The organism is Rhizobium indigoferae (assembly GCF_034554815.1).
Classification (GTDB): Bacteria; Pseudomonadota; Alphaproteobacteria; order Rhizobiales; family Rhizobiaceae; genus Rhizobium; species Rhizobium leguminosarum.
In genome coordinates, this window is sequence record NZ_CP140638.1 from 263,392 (window position 1) to 280,761 (window position 17,370).

General features: G+C 61.5%; 10 protein-coding genes and 1 pseudogene. 2 read left to right on the forward strand and 9 right to left on the reverse strand.

Features of this window, described 5'->3' with window-relative positions:
* Positions 1–90 precede the first annotated feature (90 nt).
* Complete coding sequence (locus U5G49_RS33810) at positions 91–657, reverse strand: sugar transferase (RefSeq protein WP_026188787.1); 567 nt, start codon at positions 655–657, stop codon at positions 91–93.
* 518 nt (positions 658–1,175) lie between these two features.
* Here U5G49_RS33810 and U5G49_RS33815 point away from each other — a divergent pair.
* Positions 1,176–1,292: pseudogene (locus tag U5G49_RS33815) on the forward strand (type II toxin-antitoxin system VapC family toxin); the annotation flags it as partial.
* Between the two features lie 102 nt (positions 1,293–1,394).
* Positions 1,395–1,652, forward strand: coding sequence for a CrpP-related protein (locus U5G49_RS33820; RefSeq protein WP_168319733.1), 258 nt, complete (start codon positions 1,395–1,397; stop codon positions 1,650–1,652).
* A 94-nt stretch (positions 1,653–1,746) separates the two neighbouring features.
* On the opposite strand, the gene U5G49_RS33825 is transcribed toward U5G49_RS33820, so the two are convergent.
* From U5G49_RS33825 to U5G49_RS33860, 8 genes are all read right to left on the reverse strand, one after another.
* The gene (locus U5G49_RS33825; RefSeq protein ID WP_193445829.1) at positions 1,747–3,549 is read right to left on the reverse strand and encodes an adenine deaminase; all 1,803 of its coding nucleotides are present in this window, start codon (positions 3,547–3,549) and stop codon (positions 1,747–1,749) included.
* A gap of 439 nt (positions 3,550–3,988) precedes the next feature.
* Positions 3,989–5,194 carry an L-2-hydroxyglutarate oxidase gene (gene lhgO, locus U5G49_RS33830; protein WP_193445828.1) on the reverse strand — a complete coding sequence of 402 codons (1,206 nt, stop codon included), beginning with the start codon at positions 5,192–5,194 and terminating at the stop codon, positions 3,989–3,991.
* Positions 5,195–5,340: 146 nt separating this feature from the next.
* Entirely contained in the window at positions 5,341–6,783 is a 1,443-nt protein-coding gene (locus tag U5G49_RS33835; RefSeq protein WP_193445827.1) for an HlyD family type I secretion periplasmic adaptor subunit, read from the reverse strand.
* Positions 6,780–8,924 carry a peptidase domain-containing ABC transporter gene (locus tag U5G49_RS33840; RefSeq protein WP_018246621.1) on the reverse strand — a complete coding sequence of 715 codons (2,145 nt, stop codon included), beginning with the start codon at positions 8,922–8,924 and terminating at the stop codon, positions 6,780–6,782. The genes U5G49_RS33835 and U5G49_RS33840 overlap by 4 nt, the downstream gene beginning before the upstream one ends.
* A gap of 43 nt (positions 8,925–8,967) precedes the next feature.
* Positions 8,968–9,276, reverse strand: coding sequence for a hypothetical protein (locus tag U5G49_RS33845; protein ID WP_018246620.1), 309 nt, complete (start codon positions 9,274–9,276; stop codon positions 8,968–8,970).
* Between the two features lie 66 nt (positions 9,277–9,342).
* A complete protein-coding gene (locus U5G49_RS33850; RefSeq protein WP_193445826.1) occupies positions 9,343–10,563 on the reverse strand; it encodes a GTP-binding protein in 1,221 nt (406 codons plus the stop codon).
* Positions 10,564–10,585: 22 nt separating this feature from the next.
* Entirely contained in the window at positions 10,586–15,934 is a 5,349-nt protein-coding gene (locus U5G49_RS33855; RefSeq protein WP_322790959.1) for a DUF4082 domain-containing protein, read from the reverse strand.
* A gap of 250 nt (positions 15,935–16,184) precedes the next feature.
* Positions 16,185–17,369: a GTP-binding protein gene (locus U5G49_RS33860; protein ID WP_193445824.1), complete on the reverse strand. Its 1,185-nt coding sequence runs from the start codon at positions 17,367–17,369 to the stop codon at positions 16,185–16,187.
* Between the last annotated feature and the right edge of the window lies 1 nt (position 17,370).

The window sequence follows — 17,370 nt, forward strand, 5'->3', positions numbered from 1 at the left end:
CCACCTTCTTGTCATTTTCTGCAACGAGCGCAACTGAAATAATCGGAAACCAAGGTCTTCCGCACTGCTTATCTATCAGAAGTAGGTAGCTTAATGCCTTATTCCCTTGCGGCGGATTACCTTCTCGGCCGTCATAAACAGGATGCTTATGTCGAGGCCGAGCGAGCGACGTTCGAGATATTCGATATCGAATTTAACCTTCTCCGGAATCGGCAATTCGTCACGTCCGTTGATCTGCGCCCATCCCGTCAATCCGGGCAAGAGCTTGTCGACGCCATGGGCCGTCCGCAATTCTATTAGGTCGTATTGATTGTAGAGTGCCGGCCGCGGGCCGACGAAACTCATCTTCCCCTCGAGAATGCACCAGAGCTGCGGCAGTTCATCGAGGCTGGATTTGCGCAGAAAGGAGCCGATGGGCGTCAGAAACCGATCCGGGTTTTCAAGCAGATGCGTGGCAACCGTCGGCGTGTCGACGCGCATGCTGCGAAACTTTGGCATCAGAAAGATCTGATTGAAACGGCCGACACGTTTTGACCAATAGAGGATTGGTCCGGGCGAGGTGAGGCGAACACACAGAGCGACGATGAGGATTGGAAGGAGCAGGATCACCGACGCAATCAAAGCCAGTAAAAAATCCACCGCCCGTTTCAAACCCATGCTCCGCAGCTCCGCTCCACGGACCGACCATCCGCCGTTCACGCTATCGCCTTGCCGTATCGTCAAAAAGCGTTTCGCGTCAACTGGAGGACATGGTCTTTTATCTATGGGCATGCTTGATCGATCATCGACCTGTTGGCTCCCTCCCGCCATGCCAGTCTGGGTTCCACCGCGCTGCAAAGCGGTCGGCTCCTTCCCCCGTGAGGCTGATCATGGGTCTTATGCACTCCCGCGGTTGGCAGCTTGTTTGGCCGATACGGACCGACGCCGCTCGTCGTCCCGGGTGCCATTCTGTTTCATATGCTGATGTGGCCCCTGACATTCGTCGAGCAGGACACCTCATTCTGGCTGCTGCCGGTGGCCCACTGGAACGACCACTCCGCACGCTGAGTTTGCCCCATAAAAGGTTGTCGGAGGGCTGTAGCGGCAATTTTGGCGAAAATGGCGACCCCTGCGTGGCGACAAGATCGGCTTTGTTCTTCAGGATGCGCTCGTGTCGCTGATCCGCTCCGGCGGATTTCCTTGCCGCTCAGCGCGGAGCGATCGTCGCCACGCACGACGAAGTCATGACAATGATCGACCGACATAGCGTTTTCAGCATGGGCATGGCCTACGCGGATGCCAACGTGCTGGCGCAGCCGCGAACTGGCAACTGTCCCAAATTAACCCATTAATTAGCATTCTCTTGCATGCGCGGACTGCGATGTTACCCTCGCCGACATCGTGGGGGATCGCGTATGACGATTGAAGAGCTGATCGATCTACAGGAAGCAGGCTCAAGGGCGCGGGTGCTCGGCCTGAAGGCTCACGAAAACCCATACCTCGCCGCCCATAGGATGCCTACTGGTGATACCAGTGCCCTCGGGGATTGGCTTGCGCGTCACGACGCGTGGAAGTTCGGTTGGGAAGCGGAGGACGCTAGCCGCGAAGGTAGGATTGCTGCGCACTTCAAGGAGTTGATCTCTACTGCCAAACAACGTGCGCTCGATACGTAACCTTACTGATGGTGGTTTGCTAACGATGAGTTAGGTTTTCTTGCCCCGTCGCAGCGAAGGATCCGCACCTCTTTCACCATCGGATTGCCGGCGGTCAGGTCTTTTCGAAGAGCGGCGAGATCACCATTTGCGGCACCAGCACCAGACCCTTGTCGGTTATCCGGATTTCCGGGATGACCGACAGCGGGATGAGGTTGAAGCCCATATAGGCGATGGTGCAGCCTGCCTTTTCCCATTCGAGCTTCAAGGCCTTTACCTCGTCCGCGACCTGGTGCACGCGCTTGTCGGACAAAAGCCCGGCGATCGGCAGCGGCACCATGGCCGTCACCTTGCCGTCCATGACGAAGCAGACGCCACCCTGCTTTTCTTCGATCGCGTCGAGCGCCACCTGCATGTCCGCTGCATTGGTGCCGGCGACGATAATGTTGTGGCTGTCGTGGCCGACCGAGGATGCGACCGCGCCTTGTCTGAGCCCGAAGCCGTTGAGCAGTCCGTGGGCGATATTGCCGGCAGACTTGCCGTGACGCTCCACCACCGTCACGAAGCAGAGGTCGTGCTTGTCGAAATGCGCCTGCCAGTCATTGGCCGGTTCCAGCGTGACGGTGACATGGCCCAGCGTAATGCCAGGCAGCTCCGTCTTGATCGTATGAGCGACGACCGTCTCCGTCGGCAGGTCCGGTGTCAGCTTGAGATTTTTTGGCAGCTTGACCGTGTGGTAGGCGGTATCTGGATAGCGGTACGGTTTCGACAGGGCCTCGTCGAGGATCGGCGTGATCTTCTTGCCGTCGACGACGAGCTCGCCACCATACCAGGTGCTGACCGGCGTAAGGTCGTCGTTGAGAAGCACCAGGTCGGCGCGGCGTCCGCCGCCCAGACCGCCGATTTCGCCTTCCATGCCGAACCGCGTCGCGCCGTGCAGCGAACCCATCGCCCAGGCCTCTTCCTGCCTCATGCCGTATTTCACGGCTTCGCGCGTTACCCAGTCCAGGCCGAACGCGAGCAGATCTTCCGCATCACGGTCGTCGGTGCAGACGGCGACGCGCTTGTGGGAAGCGCCGAGCTCGGTGATCGTCTTGATCGCCTGCGGTAGCGAATGCCAAGGTGTCGTCGGCGGGCCGCCGCGCAGGAAGATCCACACGCCGGCTTCCAGGAGGTCGTCGGCAATGTCGCGGTCGATGGCTTCATGCGTGTCGGTGACACCGGATGCCGCATAGGCGGCAACGAACTCTCGTCCGTAGACATGACCCGACACCGGCCTGCCGCGCTCGAGTGCCGCAGCCAGGATCGCATGGCTGCGCTCGTCGCCCATCGCGACCGGGACGAAATCCATTTTCTCACCAAGAGCCACGGCTTCCGGCCATTTGTCGAACAGGGCGGCGATCTTGTCCGGCGTCAGGTCGCCGCCGGCTGTTTCCAGATCCGGCGTCGTCGCCGGCACGGTGCTCGGCACGGTCAGGAAGATCGACAGCGGCGCCTGCCGTGCATCCTCGAGCATTGCCTCGACGCCGGCGACGTCCATGACGTTTCCGATCTCGTGGCTGTCGCAAAAGATCGTCGTCGTGCCGTTGAGGAGGGCCGCTTCGGCATAGGCGCAGGCCGTTACCATCGAGGATTCGATATGGATATGCGGATCGACCAGGCCGGGGGCGATGATGCCGCCCTTGGCGTCGTAGAGCTTAGCGCTCCCGCCCCTGTAGCTACCAGCCGGCTTCACGGCAGCAATGCGGCCACCCGAAATCCAGACTTCCCGTCCTTCGAGAAAGCGCTCCGAATAGCTCGACAAGACGCGCGCGCCCTGGATGACCAGATCGGGTTCGCGACGAGCGGAGGCGATATCGGCAAGACGGCGGGTCATGGTCGAGAGCGGCTGAACGGAGAAGCGGGTAAGCGTGCTCATGAAAACCTCTTTCCAGGGCGGGAGAACAGGCAGATTGTAGGGAACGCCATCGAGGGAAGGAAGCGAGAATAGTTGTTGTCACTGGCGTGGGTACCAGCCTACTGGATCGGGACAACAGGCAGGGATGCCCTACCGCTCGGGCAATCGAGCAGAACTGACAAACGTCTGGCGAGGACATAAGGCTTGGCAGAACGACTTCATCGAACCGGACCAGCCCCTTTCGCCGGCGGCAGAATGAAGAAACGAAAAAGGCTGCCACCCGGAGCCGGACAAGCGGCATGGCACCGGTCGCATCGAAGCTATGCAAGATCCCCTATCCAGTCCTGACCTGGAACGAGTTCGACCTCCTGCTGGCTCCGCGGTCGGAGCGACCGGCATCGTTCATTCCGAGGTCGAGAAATCTTGTCTTGAACGTCATCCGGTTTCCCTCACGGTTTCTTCAGCCGGCGGAAAAGCACCTGTCGGCAATATCCCGGCCGATCGGGATTGACGACGTGGCTGCTGGCGACGGCGCATTGCAGACGTGCAGCATGCGACCCGTCTTTAGGAACAGGAAATCATGCTCCAGACGCCCGTCCCGCATCACGGCCTGGGCCCTGATGCCCGCTTCCATCGGCTGAAGGTCTTCGAGTGTCAGCGACGGGCAGTATTTGCGGCACGCTTCCAGATAGTTTGTCCGCCACAGCGAGTCCCTGAACTCGTGCACGGAGGCGCCTGCGTTTTTCCAGAGAAGCCGCCATAGGCCCGGAAACGAGAGACACTCGCTGAGATCCCGGATGTTTATGCTGAATTTCGGATACCCCTCGCGCGCCATTCCCAGAACCGCATTGGGTCCGACGGTAAGGCTGCCGTCGATCATCTTGGTGACATGAATGCCAAGGAATGGAAGCGACGGATCGGGCACCGGATAGATCAGGTGCCTGACCAGTCCATTCCGCGACGGCGGCAGGCGGAAATATTCGCCCCTGAACGGTATGATCTGATGATCGATCTTGAGGCCCGCAAGTTTGGCGATGCGGTCGGACTGCAGACCGGCGCAGGCGATCAGCTGTCTGGCCCGCCATTGACGCTCACCCGCTGCAATCTCGACGAGATCCGAGGTTTCGTGGATCGCGGAAACCTGCGTATTCAATTCGATTTCCACGCCCTGAGCGGCCAGTTGAGCGCCCATGGCGACGCACACAGCCTTGTAGTCGACGATACCCGTTGCCCGAACGAAAATTGCCGCGACGCCTTCGACCATGGGCTCGCGTTGTTTCAGCGTATTCCGATCGAGCCATTCGATATCGATGTTGTTGATCTTTGCCCGTTCGGCCAGGTCCTTCAGGCGGCGGTGTTCGAGCTCGTTGGTGGCAACCACCAGTTTTCCGCATTGTTCATAAGGTACACTCTTCTCCCTGCAGAACGCCTTGATGGCATCGGCCCCCTCCCGACAAAGGCGCGCCTTCAAGCTGCCTGGCGCATAGTAGATTCCCGCGTGGATGACGCCGCTGTTGTGCCCTGTCTGGTGGACGGCCAAGCCAGGCTCCTTTTCAAGGAGAACTACACTTGCACCGGGCCGCTTTTCCAGAACGGCCATGGCGGTGGCAAGACCAACTATGCCGCCGCCTATAATGCAGACGTCGTAAATCATTGCGACACTCATTCCCAATCGATCGAAGTTAACGCCGAAAGCCGGGCAGATCCGACCTCACGAACATGCGGGCGCGACAGGCCGCGGCTTTGAGACGCGAAATTTCTGCCTTGAATCTTACTCGAGATCCCAGTCCGGGGAGACTGATCCATCACGTCCTAAGGTTCGCGTATTGCGTTGTCGAGGCCACGCAGCAGCGGATAAAGGAAATAGGAGATCACCGTGCGGTTGCCGACCTTGATTTCGGTGGTCACAGTCATGCCGGGAAGCAGTCGCACCGGCACATCTGTGGCATTCAGCCGGGTATCGGCAAGCAGGATCCGCGCCTTGAAAAAGGGGGCGGCCGGCTGGCCGGGGGTGGCGGTCTGCTCCTGTTGGCCGGTTAGGAAGGTGTCCTGGCTGATGGTCCTCACCTCGCCTGTCGCGGTTCCGTATTTCTGGAACGGATAGGCGTCGAGCTTGATACGGGCTTCCTTGCCGACGGCCACCCGGCCGATATCGCGCGTGTTAATCGAGACTTCCGCTTCCAGCGGCACGTTAATGGGCACGAGTGTGACCACCGGCTCCGCCTCCCGCACCACCGAACCGACCGAGCGCTGCGCCAGGTCGAGCACGACGGAATCGGCCGGAGCCGTCAGCACGACCATGTTGCGGCGCAGTGCCATCTTCTTTAGTTCCTCGTCCGCCATGTCACGCTGGCCGCGCAGCTCCACTAATTGCTCCATCGCCGCCCGGCGGAAATCCTCGATGAAGGCCTGCCGGTCCGCCGTCAGCTTGGCATAGGAGTGTGCGGCCTCGTCGGCCCGGCCGCGGACGGCTGTCAGATCGGATTCGACGTCGAGGCGGGCGTCGCGCGAACCGAGCAGCGTGATTAGCGAACCGCTCTGGTTGTCATAGAGCCTCTCCCGCGCTGCTTCGATCTGCGAGAGCCCATCACGTCGGTCATTGAGCACCGCCTCCTGGTTTTTGCTCGCCACAAGAGCGGCCGATTGGCCGGCGATCTGCTGATCGAAATTCTGCAGCTGCGCCACGTAGAAGGAGCGTCGCTGGCCGAAGAGCTGCGCCTGCAGCATCTGGTCGGGCGTATCTCCCGCCATCTTCGTATAGTCGTCGCCGGCAAGCTCGGCCTCGATGCGCCTCACCTGGGCGTCGAGCGCGGAGAATTTCGCCTGCTGCTGGTCGACATCGGCCTGGCTGAAGGTGGCGTCGAGGGTTGCGAGCGTCTGACCGGTATGCACGACTTCGCCGGCCTTCACCTCGATCGTGCGGATGATCGAGGTTTCGAGCGGCTGGACGACGATGGTCGGCTGGGTGGTGACGAGCTTGCCGGGCGCGATCACCACCTCGTCGATCGAGGAGACCGAGGCCCAGGTGATCGCCGAAGCAATCAGCGCGGTTACGCAATAGAGCGTCATGCGCGCAACTCTGGGCGGCGCACGTTCCTCGAGCTCGACGGCATCGGATTGGAATTCGGCAATTGCCGGCGGCAGCGGCGGGCGGGCGGTCAGTTCCCTTCCCTTGCCCGTGGGCGCCTTGTTTGAGGGCGCTTTGTCTGAAGGGACCGGCAGGTTCTCGCTGGGTTTTCTGGTGTGCGCGTTCATGCGACCTGCCTCATCTGCTGGGACCACAGGTGGCGATAGGTCATGCAGCGCGATACAAGCTGATCGTGCCGGCCGATATCGGCGACCTTGCCACGGTCGATGACGAGAATGGCATCGGCATCGACGAGCGTCGAAAGCCGGTGCGAGACGATGACGACCGTGCGGCCGGCGGCGATGCGGCTCAGATTCTCGCGGATGATCGCCTCACTGTCGGGGTCAAGCGCGCTCGTCGCCTCGTCGAAGATCAACAGCTTCGGATCTGTGATAAGCGCGCGGGCAATGGCAAGCCGCTGCTTCTGGCCGCCTGAAAGGTTGGAGGCGTTTTCCTCCAGCATCGTGTCAAAGCCGCGCGGCAGGCGCTCGATGAACTCCTCGGCGCCGGCGATGCGGGCGACTTCCATGATCTCCTCGATGCTGGCATCAGGCTTGGCGGCGGCAATATTCTCGCGCACCGAGCCGCGAAACAGGAAACTATCCTGCAGCACGACGCCGATGCTCGTTCTCAGATGCACGAGGTCGATCTCGCGGCTGTCATAGCCATCCATGCGCACGAGGCCTTCCTGGCTCTGATAGAGGCCCTGGATAAGCCTTGTGATCGTCGTCTTGCCCGAGCCGCTCTTGCCGACCACCCCGAACAAGCAGCCCGCCGGAATGGCGAAGGAGACATTGTCGAGCGCCGGCGCGCTGTCCGGGCCGTAGCGGAAGGTGACCCTGTCGAATTCGATACGGCCCTGCAGATGCGGCCGTACACCTCGCCCGCGGCCCGCCTGCTCCGGCCGCTGGTTCATGATCTCGCCGAGCATGCGCACGGAGAGCGCGACTTCCTGATATTCGTGCACCATGGTGACGATCTGTACCAGTGGTCCCGAGACCCTGCCGGCAAGCATGTTGAAAGCGACCAGCGCGCCAATCGTCATCGCGCCGCTGAAGACATCGAGCGCGCCGAGGCCGATGATCGCGACGCTCATCAGCTTCTCCAGCAGTCCGGTCATCGCCTGGGCGATGGTCGAGATCTTGTCGACCCGGAAACGCACGGAGATCGACTGGGCCGAATAATCGTCCCACACCTTGCGCTGGCGCGGCTCCAGCGCCAGCGATTTGACGGTGCGCATGCCGTGCACGGTTTCCACCAGCAATGCCTGCCGGTCGCCTTCGGCCTGGTAGAGCGCCTGCAACCGGCGCTGGAACGGCCCGACGAGCATCATCACCACGAGGCCCACGAGGGCTGCGAAACCGAGCACGACAAGCGTCAGTTTGACACTATAGAGAAGCAGGATCGGCACGAAGACCAGGAGCGAAACGCCGTCCAACAGTGTGAGAAACAGCCGGCCGGTCAGGAATTCGCGGATGCGCCCCGTCTGCTGCATGTGCTTGACGAGAACGCCGGCCGAGGCCTGTTCGAAGAGCGCGATCGGCAAGTTGAGCAGATGGCCGAAGGTGCGGGTCGCGACGCGGATGTCGATCCTGTTTGTCGCATAGAGCAGCAGATAGCGGCGCAGGAAAGTAAAGGTCGCGTCAAAGACGAGCGCGATCGCAATGCCCGCGGTGAGAACCGTCAACGTCGCATAGCTCTGATGCACCAGCACTTTGTCGATGACGAGCTGAAAGAAGATCGGCGTCGTCAGCCCCAGCCCGTAGAGCACGAAGGCGGCGAGCGCGACATCGCGGAAGAAGCTGCGCTGCTTGATGATCTCGGGGACGAACCAGCGGAAGCCGAAGGGACGGTCCTCATCGGACATGCGATAGTTGCGCTTCACCAGGATCACCGATCCGAGCCATGCCTTGCCGAACTGCTCTTCGCTGAGCATCATCACTTCGGCGCGTGATGCCAGCGGGTCGAGAACGCGGATTCTCTCATCCTCCCCGCTCCCGACAGCGCCGGCGATGACCACCCAGTTGCCGTTCGTCAGCTCAGCGAGCACCGGGAATGCCTCGCCAAGTTGGAACAGGGATCGCCAGTCGAGCGTCAGATGCTTTGCCCTGAGGCCGGCATCCTTGGCCATGCGCAGCAGCTGCCGCAAGACAACAGGATCGTTGCCGACGGCATAATCGTGCTGCAATCGTTCAGGAGCAAGATCGACGCCGTGATGACGCGCGACCAATGCAAGACAGTGCAGGTTGGTATGCAGAAAACCACTCATGGCCCACCCGAAACAATACGAGACTGAGGCAATATTTGTTTTATCAGTTGAAGTTCGGCGAGGCGTTCGAAGCGCCTGCCTGCACCGACTGAATATCGGCAGCCGCCGCGGTTGACGTATCACCGATACGACGGACCGCGCCCGCCTCGACCAACCCGCCAAGCGCCTTCTGCATGAGGTCGACCGCATTGGCGAAGGCATCGACCGGCATGATGATGCGCTGGCGGAATACCGGCTTCGGATTGTTGTTGGCGTCACGATCGGTGGCCGAGAGCGACATCAGGTCGATGCGCACGATTGTACCGGTGATGGTGATTTCGCCGATGCCATCTGCATAGAGTTCGTTGCTCATAGTTCTCTCCTCTGGTTGATAATCAAAACGTCTTCACCTTGGGCGTCTTACGTCCACTAGGATGCTCTACCGATGTGAATGTGCGTGCTGCCAGGCCGGAAACGGGTCCCGAAGCCCGGCAGCCTTCTGCGGATCGAAGCCCGCCTCCTCACCGGTCAGGCAGTCGTCGAGTGCGGTGCGGATTGCGTCCTCGTCGAAGCCGGCGCCGATGAAAACGAGTTCCTGGCGGCGGTCGCCCCAGACCTCGTCCCAATGCCGGTCGATGAGCTGGCGGAACTGCGGATAACGCGGCCATTGCGCCTTCGGCACGGACGCCCACCAGAAGCCCTTGGTGTCGATGCGGCACTGCGTGCCGGCAATCGACAGCAGGCCGATCTCGTCGGGCCTTGTCACCAGCCAGAAATGGCCCTTCGCGCGGATGAGGCCCGGCCATTTCCTGTCGAGAAAATCACGCAGCCTGGAGGGATCGAATGGCTGGCGGCTGCGATAGACGAAGCTCGAAATACCGTATTCCTCCGTCTCCGGCACATGGTCGCCCCAACCGAAGAGTTCCTTGTGCCACAGCGGATGACGGGCAGCTCTCGCTTCGCTGAAAAGGCCGGTATTCAGGATGGCGTCGAGCTTCAGCTGGCCGAAGCCGGTCTCGATGACGCGGGCATCGGGGTTGAGCGCGGCAACGACGCGGCGAACCTCGGCAAGCGCTGCAGGCGGCACATCCTGCGCCTTGTTGATGATCACGACATCGGCAAATTCGATCTGCTCGACGAGCAGTTCCACCAGCTTGCGCTCGTCGTCTCCGTCCCGGCTCTCGCCGCGATCCCTCAGGAACTCCGCGCTCGCATAATCGGCCAGAAGATTGACCGCATCGACGACGGAAACCATCGTGTCGAGCCGCGCGACGTCGCAGAGGGCTGCTCCGCTCTCGTCGCGGAAGGAGAAGGTCGCTGCGACCGGCAACGGTTCGGCAATGCCGGTGCCCTCGATCAGCAGATAATCGAAACGGCCGGCGGCGGCGAGGCGGCGCACTTCGCTCAGGAGATCGTCGCGCAATGTGCAGCAGATGCAGCCATTGGTGAGCTCCACCAGCGTCTCGTCCGTCCGCGACAGGTTCGCTCCCCCGTCGCGCACGAGATCGGCATCGATATTCACCTCGCTCATGTCGTTGACGATGACGGCGACCCGACGCCCCTCGCGATTGCGCAGGACATGGTTGAGGATCGTCGTCTTGCCGGCGCCGAGAAAGCCGGCAAGGACCGTGACCGGAAGTCTGTTGTCTGCACTCGTCATTGGTACTCCCCGCTCGCTTCTTCTACGCCGCGAGCTGCGGTCTGAATGCTACGTCCACATAGTAGTTTGTGCTGTTATAGCTGGCACTTGGGAACAAGCCGCCCGAGCCATAGGCATAGACGCCGTTGTTGCCGCTGAGCGCCCTCAAGTCGCCGTTCGTCACATCGGCGCTGAAGTAATTGCCAGTCGCCGAATAATTGCCGTTGGTGCTGTAGGAAACGACATAGGTCGTATCTGCGGCGACCTCCACCTGCTGGGTGAGCGTCGCGGTCTGCCAGCCGCTTGCCGTTTCGTTGCTGAAGCTGACGCTGCCGAGCAATGTGCCCGAGGCGGTCCAGAGATAGCCGTTGTGCGGGCCTGTATTGTCTGCCCCTTTGTAGAAGCGGATGCCGGTGACCCAGCCTGCCGTATCGGCCTGGAATTTCATGCCGAGATTAACCGGCTGGTTGTCGTTGACGGAGACGATTGAAGGCGTCGCATCGGCGGCAAAGAGATTCTGCTCCGGCCCTCCCGTCTGGCCGCCGTTGATGGTGAGCGCAACCTGCGCCGACGCCGTGCCGCCCTTGCCGTCTGCAATTGCGTAGCTGAAGCTCGCCGGTCCCGAATAGCCTGCCGTCGGCGTAAACGTCACCATCTGGGTCTGGGCGTCGTATGCGACTGAGCCATTGACCGCGCCACTGACGCCGGTGATGACAAGCGGATCGCCATCGGCATCGGTGTCGTTTGCCAGGAGCACTGAGGCCTGGATGGTGATCGGCGTGCCGGTATTGGTCGACAAGCCGCTGTCATTGGCGGCGACCGGAACCGCGTTCTGCGCGCCGCCCTGCTGATAGAGCACGTCGACCCAGTAGTTGCTCGCATTGTAGGACGCGGTCGGGAACAGGCTGCCCGAGCCATAGGCATAAAGACCGTTGCCGCCGCTTGCAGCACTCGACGGTGTCGTCAGCGCGCCGTTCGTATGGTCTGTCGTGAAGTAGTTCGCCGTTGCGGAATAGAAGCCGTTCGAATGGTAGCTCGCCACATAGGTGGCGCCGGCCGTAACATTGATCGGCTGGGTGAAAGAAACCGTCTGCCAGCCGCTCGCCGTCTCGTTGATGAAGGTCGCCTGGGCCAGAACCTGGCCGCTCGCCGTCCAGAGCGAGCCGACATGCGTACCGGTATCCTGGGCGCTCCTGTAATAGGTGAGCCCGGTGATCTGGCCGGTGGCGGAAGCGATGAACTTGACGCCGAGTTCGACCGAGTTGGCGTCATTGGCGGCGGCAACACCCGACGTATCGGCGCCGCTGAACAGGCTTGACGTCGTTCCCTGCACGGGCGGCGTGCCGACAGTGAGGCTGACGGTGGCCGACGCTACGCCGCCATATCCATCTGCGATCGAATAGGAGAAGCTTGCCGCACCCGTATAACCCGCCGTCGGGGTGAAAATGACGGACTTGGTCTGGCTGTTGAAGGTCACCGTTCCGTTGACGGCACTATTGACTCCGGTGATGCTGAGTGGGTCGCCATCGGCATCGGTGTCGTTTGCAAGCAGGCTGGCTGCGGCAATCGACAGCGCCGTGTTGGAATAGGTCGTGTAGCCATTGTCATTGGCGGCGACCGGCACCGCATTGCTTGTCTGGGTGTAGACGACATCCACCCAGTAGTTCGACGACTGATAGCTGGAGGTCGGGAATGCCGAGCCCCCCACAGCGTAGACGCCGTTGTTGCCGGCGAGCGCCGTCAGTCCGCCGTTGGTATGGGCTGACGTGAAATAATCTGCCGTCGCCACATAGGAGCCTGTAGTGCTGTAGGAGGCGACATAGGTCGTGCCGGCCGCGATATGCACCGGGTTGGTGAATGTCGCGGTCTGCCAGCCGCTTACCGATCCACTGTCGGCGAAGCTGACGGTCGCGACCAGCGTGCCGTCGGACGTCCAGAGGGAGCCGGTATGGGCGCCGGTATCGCCGGCGGTCTTGTAGTAGCGGATGCCGGTAATCATGCCGCTGGACGAAGCGACGAACCTCATCCCGAGTTCCAGCGACTGACCGTCGTTGAAGCTGGCGCCCGTAGGCCCCTCGCTTGATGTAAACAGCGTTTCCCCGGCAGGGCCCTGGTTTACCGTGAGGCTGACGTTGGCCTGATCGGTGCCGCCGCGTCCGTCCGACAGCGTATAGGTGAAGCTTGCCGGACCCGAATAATTGTTGGTCGGCGTGAAGATGACGGTGCCGTTCTGCCTATTGAGCGTCACCGTCCCGTTGACGGCATTGCCGACGGCCGAAATCGTCATTGCATCGCCATTGGGATCCGTATCGTTTCCGATGAGCGAGGCAATCGAGATGACGACGCTGTCGTTGCGGGTGATGGTCAGCCCCATATCGTCGGTCGCAACCGGCGCGCTGTTGGGACCGGCATCGAAGACGACGTCGACCCAGTAGTTGGTGCCGGTGCCGGGGCTCTGGCCGGGAAATGTGCCGGCATTGTCGCCATAGGCATAGACGCCGCCGCCATCGACCGCCTTCAGCGCGCCGCTGGCATAGGGGCTGGCGAAATAATTCTGGGTGGCGGAGTAGAAGCCGCCGCTGTGATAGGAGGCCACATAGGTCGTGCCGGCGGCAATCTGGATCGGGCTGGAGAACAGCACCGTCTGCCAGCCAGACAACGACTCGCCGACCGATACTCCCGTTGCCAGCAGTGTTCCGTCGGCGCTCCAGAGGCTGACGACATGGTCGCCGATATTGTAGAAGCCCTTGTAGAAGCGGATGCCCTCCACGAAGCCCGCCGTCGTCGCCTGGAAGCGCAGGCCGAGCTCGACGGAATCGCGATCGATCGCCAATTCGACCGCCGGCTTTTCCGCCAGCGTCCATAGGCCCTGCGTGCTCGGCAGGGTGACGGTGACCTGCTTGCCGACAGACGGCGCCTCCATATTGACGCTGTCGTCGACGGCCCGTGACATGACCGTGTAGGTTCCGCTCGCCTGGACGACCCAGTTATAGCTCCAGCTCTCGCGGCCAGTAGCCTTGAACCAGTGCTGCCCGCCATCGGTCGAGACTTCGACGCCGGCAATGATGCCGCCGCCGAAATCCTGCGCCGTTCCCGTGATCGTCACATGCTGCCCTTCGAGGAAGCCTGCGCCGACGATCGGCGAGGTGACCGACGAAGTGGGCTTCAGCGTGTCGGTCGATTGTGTCGCAAGGATCAGGCTCGCATCCAGCGTGGTCGGCTGAATGCCCATGTCCGCGAACATGTTGACCATCGCCTGCTGCACATTGCGATCGGTCGAGGTTGCCGGACCTTGGTGGTTGTCACTCAGCCCCCAGGACCAGAAGACGGTGCCGGCGCCGAAGACCAGCGCGCCGCTTGCCGCCCGGTACATGGTGAGACTATGGGTCGCCACTGCATCGCCGACCGTCGCGCCATAGTCGCGCAAATACGTGCTCACCGAGACCGAGGAGAGCGACAAGTTGATCAGTCCGGCCGGACGGAATCCGTTCTCGACATCGGAATCCCATTCGTAGCCGAGCAGATTCTGCACGAGATTGTAGGTCTCACCGTCCTGCAGTTCCGAAACGTCGGTATTGCGCCAGAAGCGCAGGTTCGAATAGTCGTAGGGGATGGAGATCGTATCCTGGCGGTAGCTGTCCACCTGGAACATCGTGCCCGTCAGCGCATTCTCCGGCTGCTGCCCCGGATCGGCATAGCGCGGATCGCGCCAGGTGCCGGTGCCGACATTGCTCGGATCCGTGCTCGTACCCCAGGTTTCCTTGTAGCAGACCATGGTGCGGTAGGCCTGGCCACTGCCGTCGATGCTGCTTTCCCAGCGGACCTTCCAGTAGCACTCGTTGCCGCTCCAGAAGGCGAGGTTGACGCCGGCATCGCGCGCCGCCTCGACATTGGCGCGCTGTTCGGCAGACCAATATTCGTCATGCCCGACCGAGAGATAGGCATCGTGGTTGAGCAGCAGCGCGCCGTTGCGCGTCGCATCGACGCCGGAAATATAGGAAACGTCGTAGCCGTTCTGTTCCAGCCACGAAATGGCGGAGGATTCGACGCCGAAAATGTAATCGTGCGAGCCGCCGATCGGGCTCGTATTGGTAATGATCGGCCTGTTATAGCTGACCGCCGAGGCCCGGCCGATGGCCTGCAGGCCGCAGCTGCAGTTCGGCGGCAGGTAACCGATCATGTCTGCCGGATCGACGGGCACTTGGCCATAATAGAGGCTGGCGCCGCCCCAGGCATTATAGGCCTGCCATGTCGTGTCGGACGTCTGGAAGACGATATTGCTGGTGGAGGCGTCGTCGCGCACGACGAAAGGAATGATGCTGGCGTCTTCAACGCCGTCCTCGCGCACCAGCTTGGCGAAATAGACGCCGGAGACCGCGTCCGTCGGAATCTCCCAGCTCGCCGAGACCGACCAGTTGCCGCAGTCGATGAGGCCGAGCGACATATCGACGATCGGATGTGGCTGGATCTGTGCCGTCGTCAGCGATTGCTCGATGGAGTCGACCTTGCGCGCCCCGTCCCCGCCATAATAGCCCATGCGGTAGATATCGATGCGGTAATGGGTGGAATCGGTGGCGATCTTGAAATCGACCGTCTGGCCGATATTTGTGCTGATTTCGGTGGCGAAGCCCTGGATGGTGCCGCCGCCGTCGCCCTCCAGACCCCATTCGCTGATCGGGTTGCCCTGCTTCAGGTTTTCGAGCGCGATCTTGTTGGGCGTTACCGCCGCGACCGACGCCGCCGAAGTCGCTGCCGCCGAAGCCGCCGAAGTTGCCGTCGCTGGCGCCGCCAATGCCGTCGCGGCGGCGGGCGTCTCAGCAGAAATGTCCTCGCTCGGCTCCACCGAGATGGATGCTATCGAGGCCTGAAGGCGCAATGAAGTCGTGCCGACACTGCTGGAAGAACTGGCCGGCGCCGCCGTCTTAGCGCTGCCGGCATCGGCATCGCTGGTAACACCCGTCAGCGCCGGAGCGGCAGGCAGTGTTGCAGCCTCCTCGAACGGATCCGGGCCAAGAACGGTGCGCTCGGATGTCGAAGGAGGGCTCTGGAAGACCGTCGCAACCGACGCCGTCTTTGTGGAGGTGTCCTGCGCCCCGCCATCGCCTCCAGGCGCCGGCATTGCGGTCGACGATCCGGGGGACGATTGCATGTCGTCTGATGATATCAGGGAAGATGTGACCGTGCCTGTGAAGGAGGATTGGACGGTTGCGCTGCCCTGATTGGTAAAGCTTGGGGAACCATCGGTATTCGTCGAAGACACGACCGTCGCGGATCCAAGGACTGCGCTCCAGGCAGCGGATGCACGACAGATACTCAACGTTCCATCAAATGTACTCAGGTACTCACGATTACTAACATGAATTCTCCGCATTAGCGGCGTCCCCTTCCGCATCGGCCAGCCCTTCGGCCGCTGTAGCAAGAGGTTCATTCTGGCACCTTTGCCATGGGAATGTACGACAGCAATCCGGGGTATGAGGGAGGTATCCCCTACGCCCATATGATTACCCTCAACGCCTACCGGCCGAAAAAGCCCGAAAGCTGCCTATGGCAACTGCCAAGTTTCTGACGCCGGTTGGAAAGGAATTCAGTGCGGGTGCGGCGGGTCGAGCCGGTTAACGCGAGCGGACCTGCGCCGCCCCGTGCTACCAGGCAGGAAACGGATCTTCGAGGGTGGCCCAGTCGCGCGGATCGGCGCTGGCGAGGCATCCGTCCAATGCGGTCCGCACACCTGTCTCGTCCATATCAACACCGATGAATACGAGTTCCTGCCGACGGTCGCCCCAAGCCCTGTCCCACCGGCTCTCAAGATGCTGACGAAACTGCTGATGGCTAGGCCAATCCTGCCGGGGCACGGCTGCCCACCACAGCCCCATGGGCTCGCAGCGCCGCTGTACCCCGGCCGCCGACATCAGGCCCACATGACGCGGGCGCGTGGCAAGCCAGAAATGGCCTTTGGCGCGGATTACCCCCGGCCAAGGCTCGTCCAGGAATGCTCGAAACCGCCTGGGGTCGAAGGGACGCCTCGTGCGATAGACAAAGCTCGATACCCCGTATTCTTCCGTTTCTGGGACATGGTCGCCCGGGTTGTACAGTTCCTTGTGCCACAACGGATGGGCGGCGGCCTTTGCTTCATCGAAGAGGCCCGTATTGAGGATGGTCGAAAGAGAAACCTCGCCGAAATCAGTCTCCACCTGGCGCGCATCGGGGTTGAGCGCGGCAACTATCTTGCGGACTTCCGCGCGGATCTCTTCGCTCGCCTCCGAGATCTTGTTGATCACGACAACATCGGCAAACTCGATCTGATCCACCAGAAGGTCGATGAGTGTGCGCCGGTCCTCGCCGTCGCGCTGCAGGCCGCGGTCGGCAAGAAGATCGGCACTGCTGTAGTCGGCCAACAGGTTTGCAGCGTCGACCACGGTGACCATCGTGTCGAGCCTGGCAAAATCGGCGAGCGAGACGCCGTTCTCGTCGCGGAAGGAAAAGGTTGCCGCGATAGGGCATGGCTCGGCAATGCCCGTGCCTTCGATCAACAGATAATCGTATCGCTGCTCTTCTGCCAGTCGTCGTACTTCCGTCAGGAGGTCGTTGCGCAGGGTACAGCATATGCAGCCATTGCTGAGCTCGATCAACGTCTCCGTCGTATGCGACAGGTTGCAGCCGCCGTCTCGAATGAGACTGGCGTCTATGTTCACTTCACTCATATCGTTGACAATGACAGCGACCCGCAGGCCCTGACGGTTATTCAGGACGTGGCTGAGGAGCGTCGTCTTGCCGGCGCCGAGAAAACCGGCCAGCACGGTTACCGGGAGTCGCTCGATCCTGTTCATC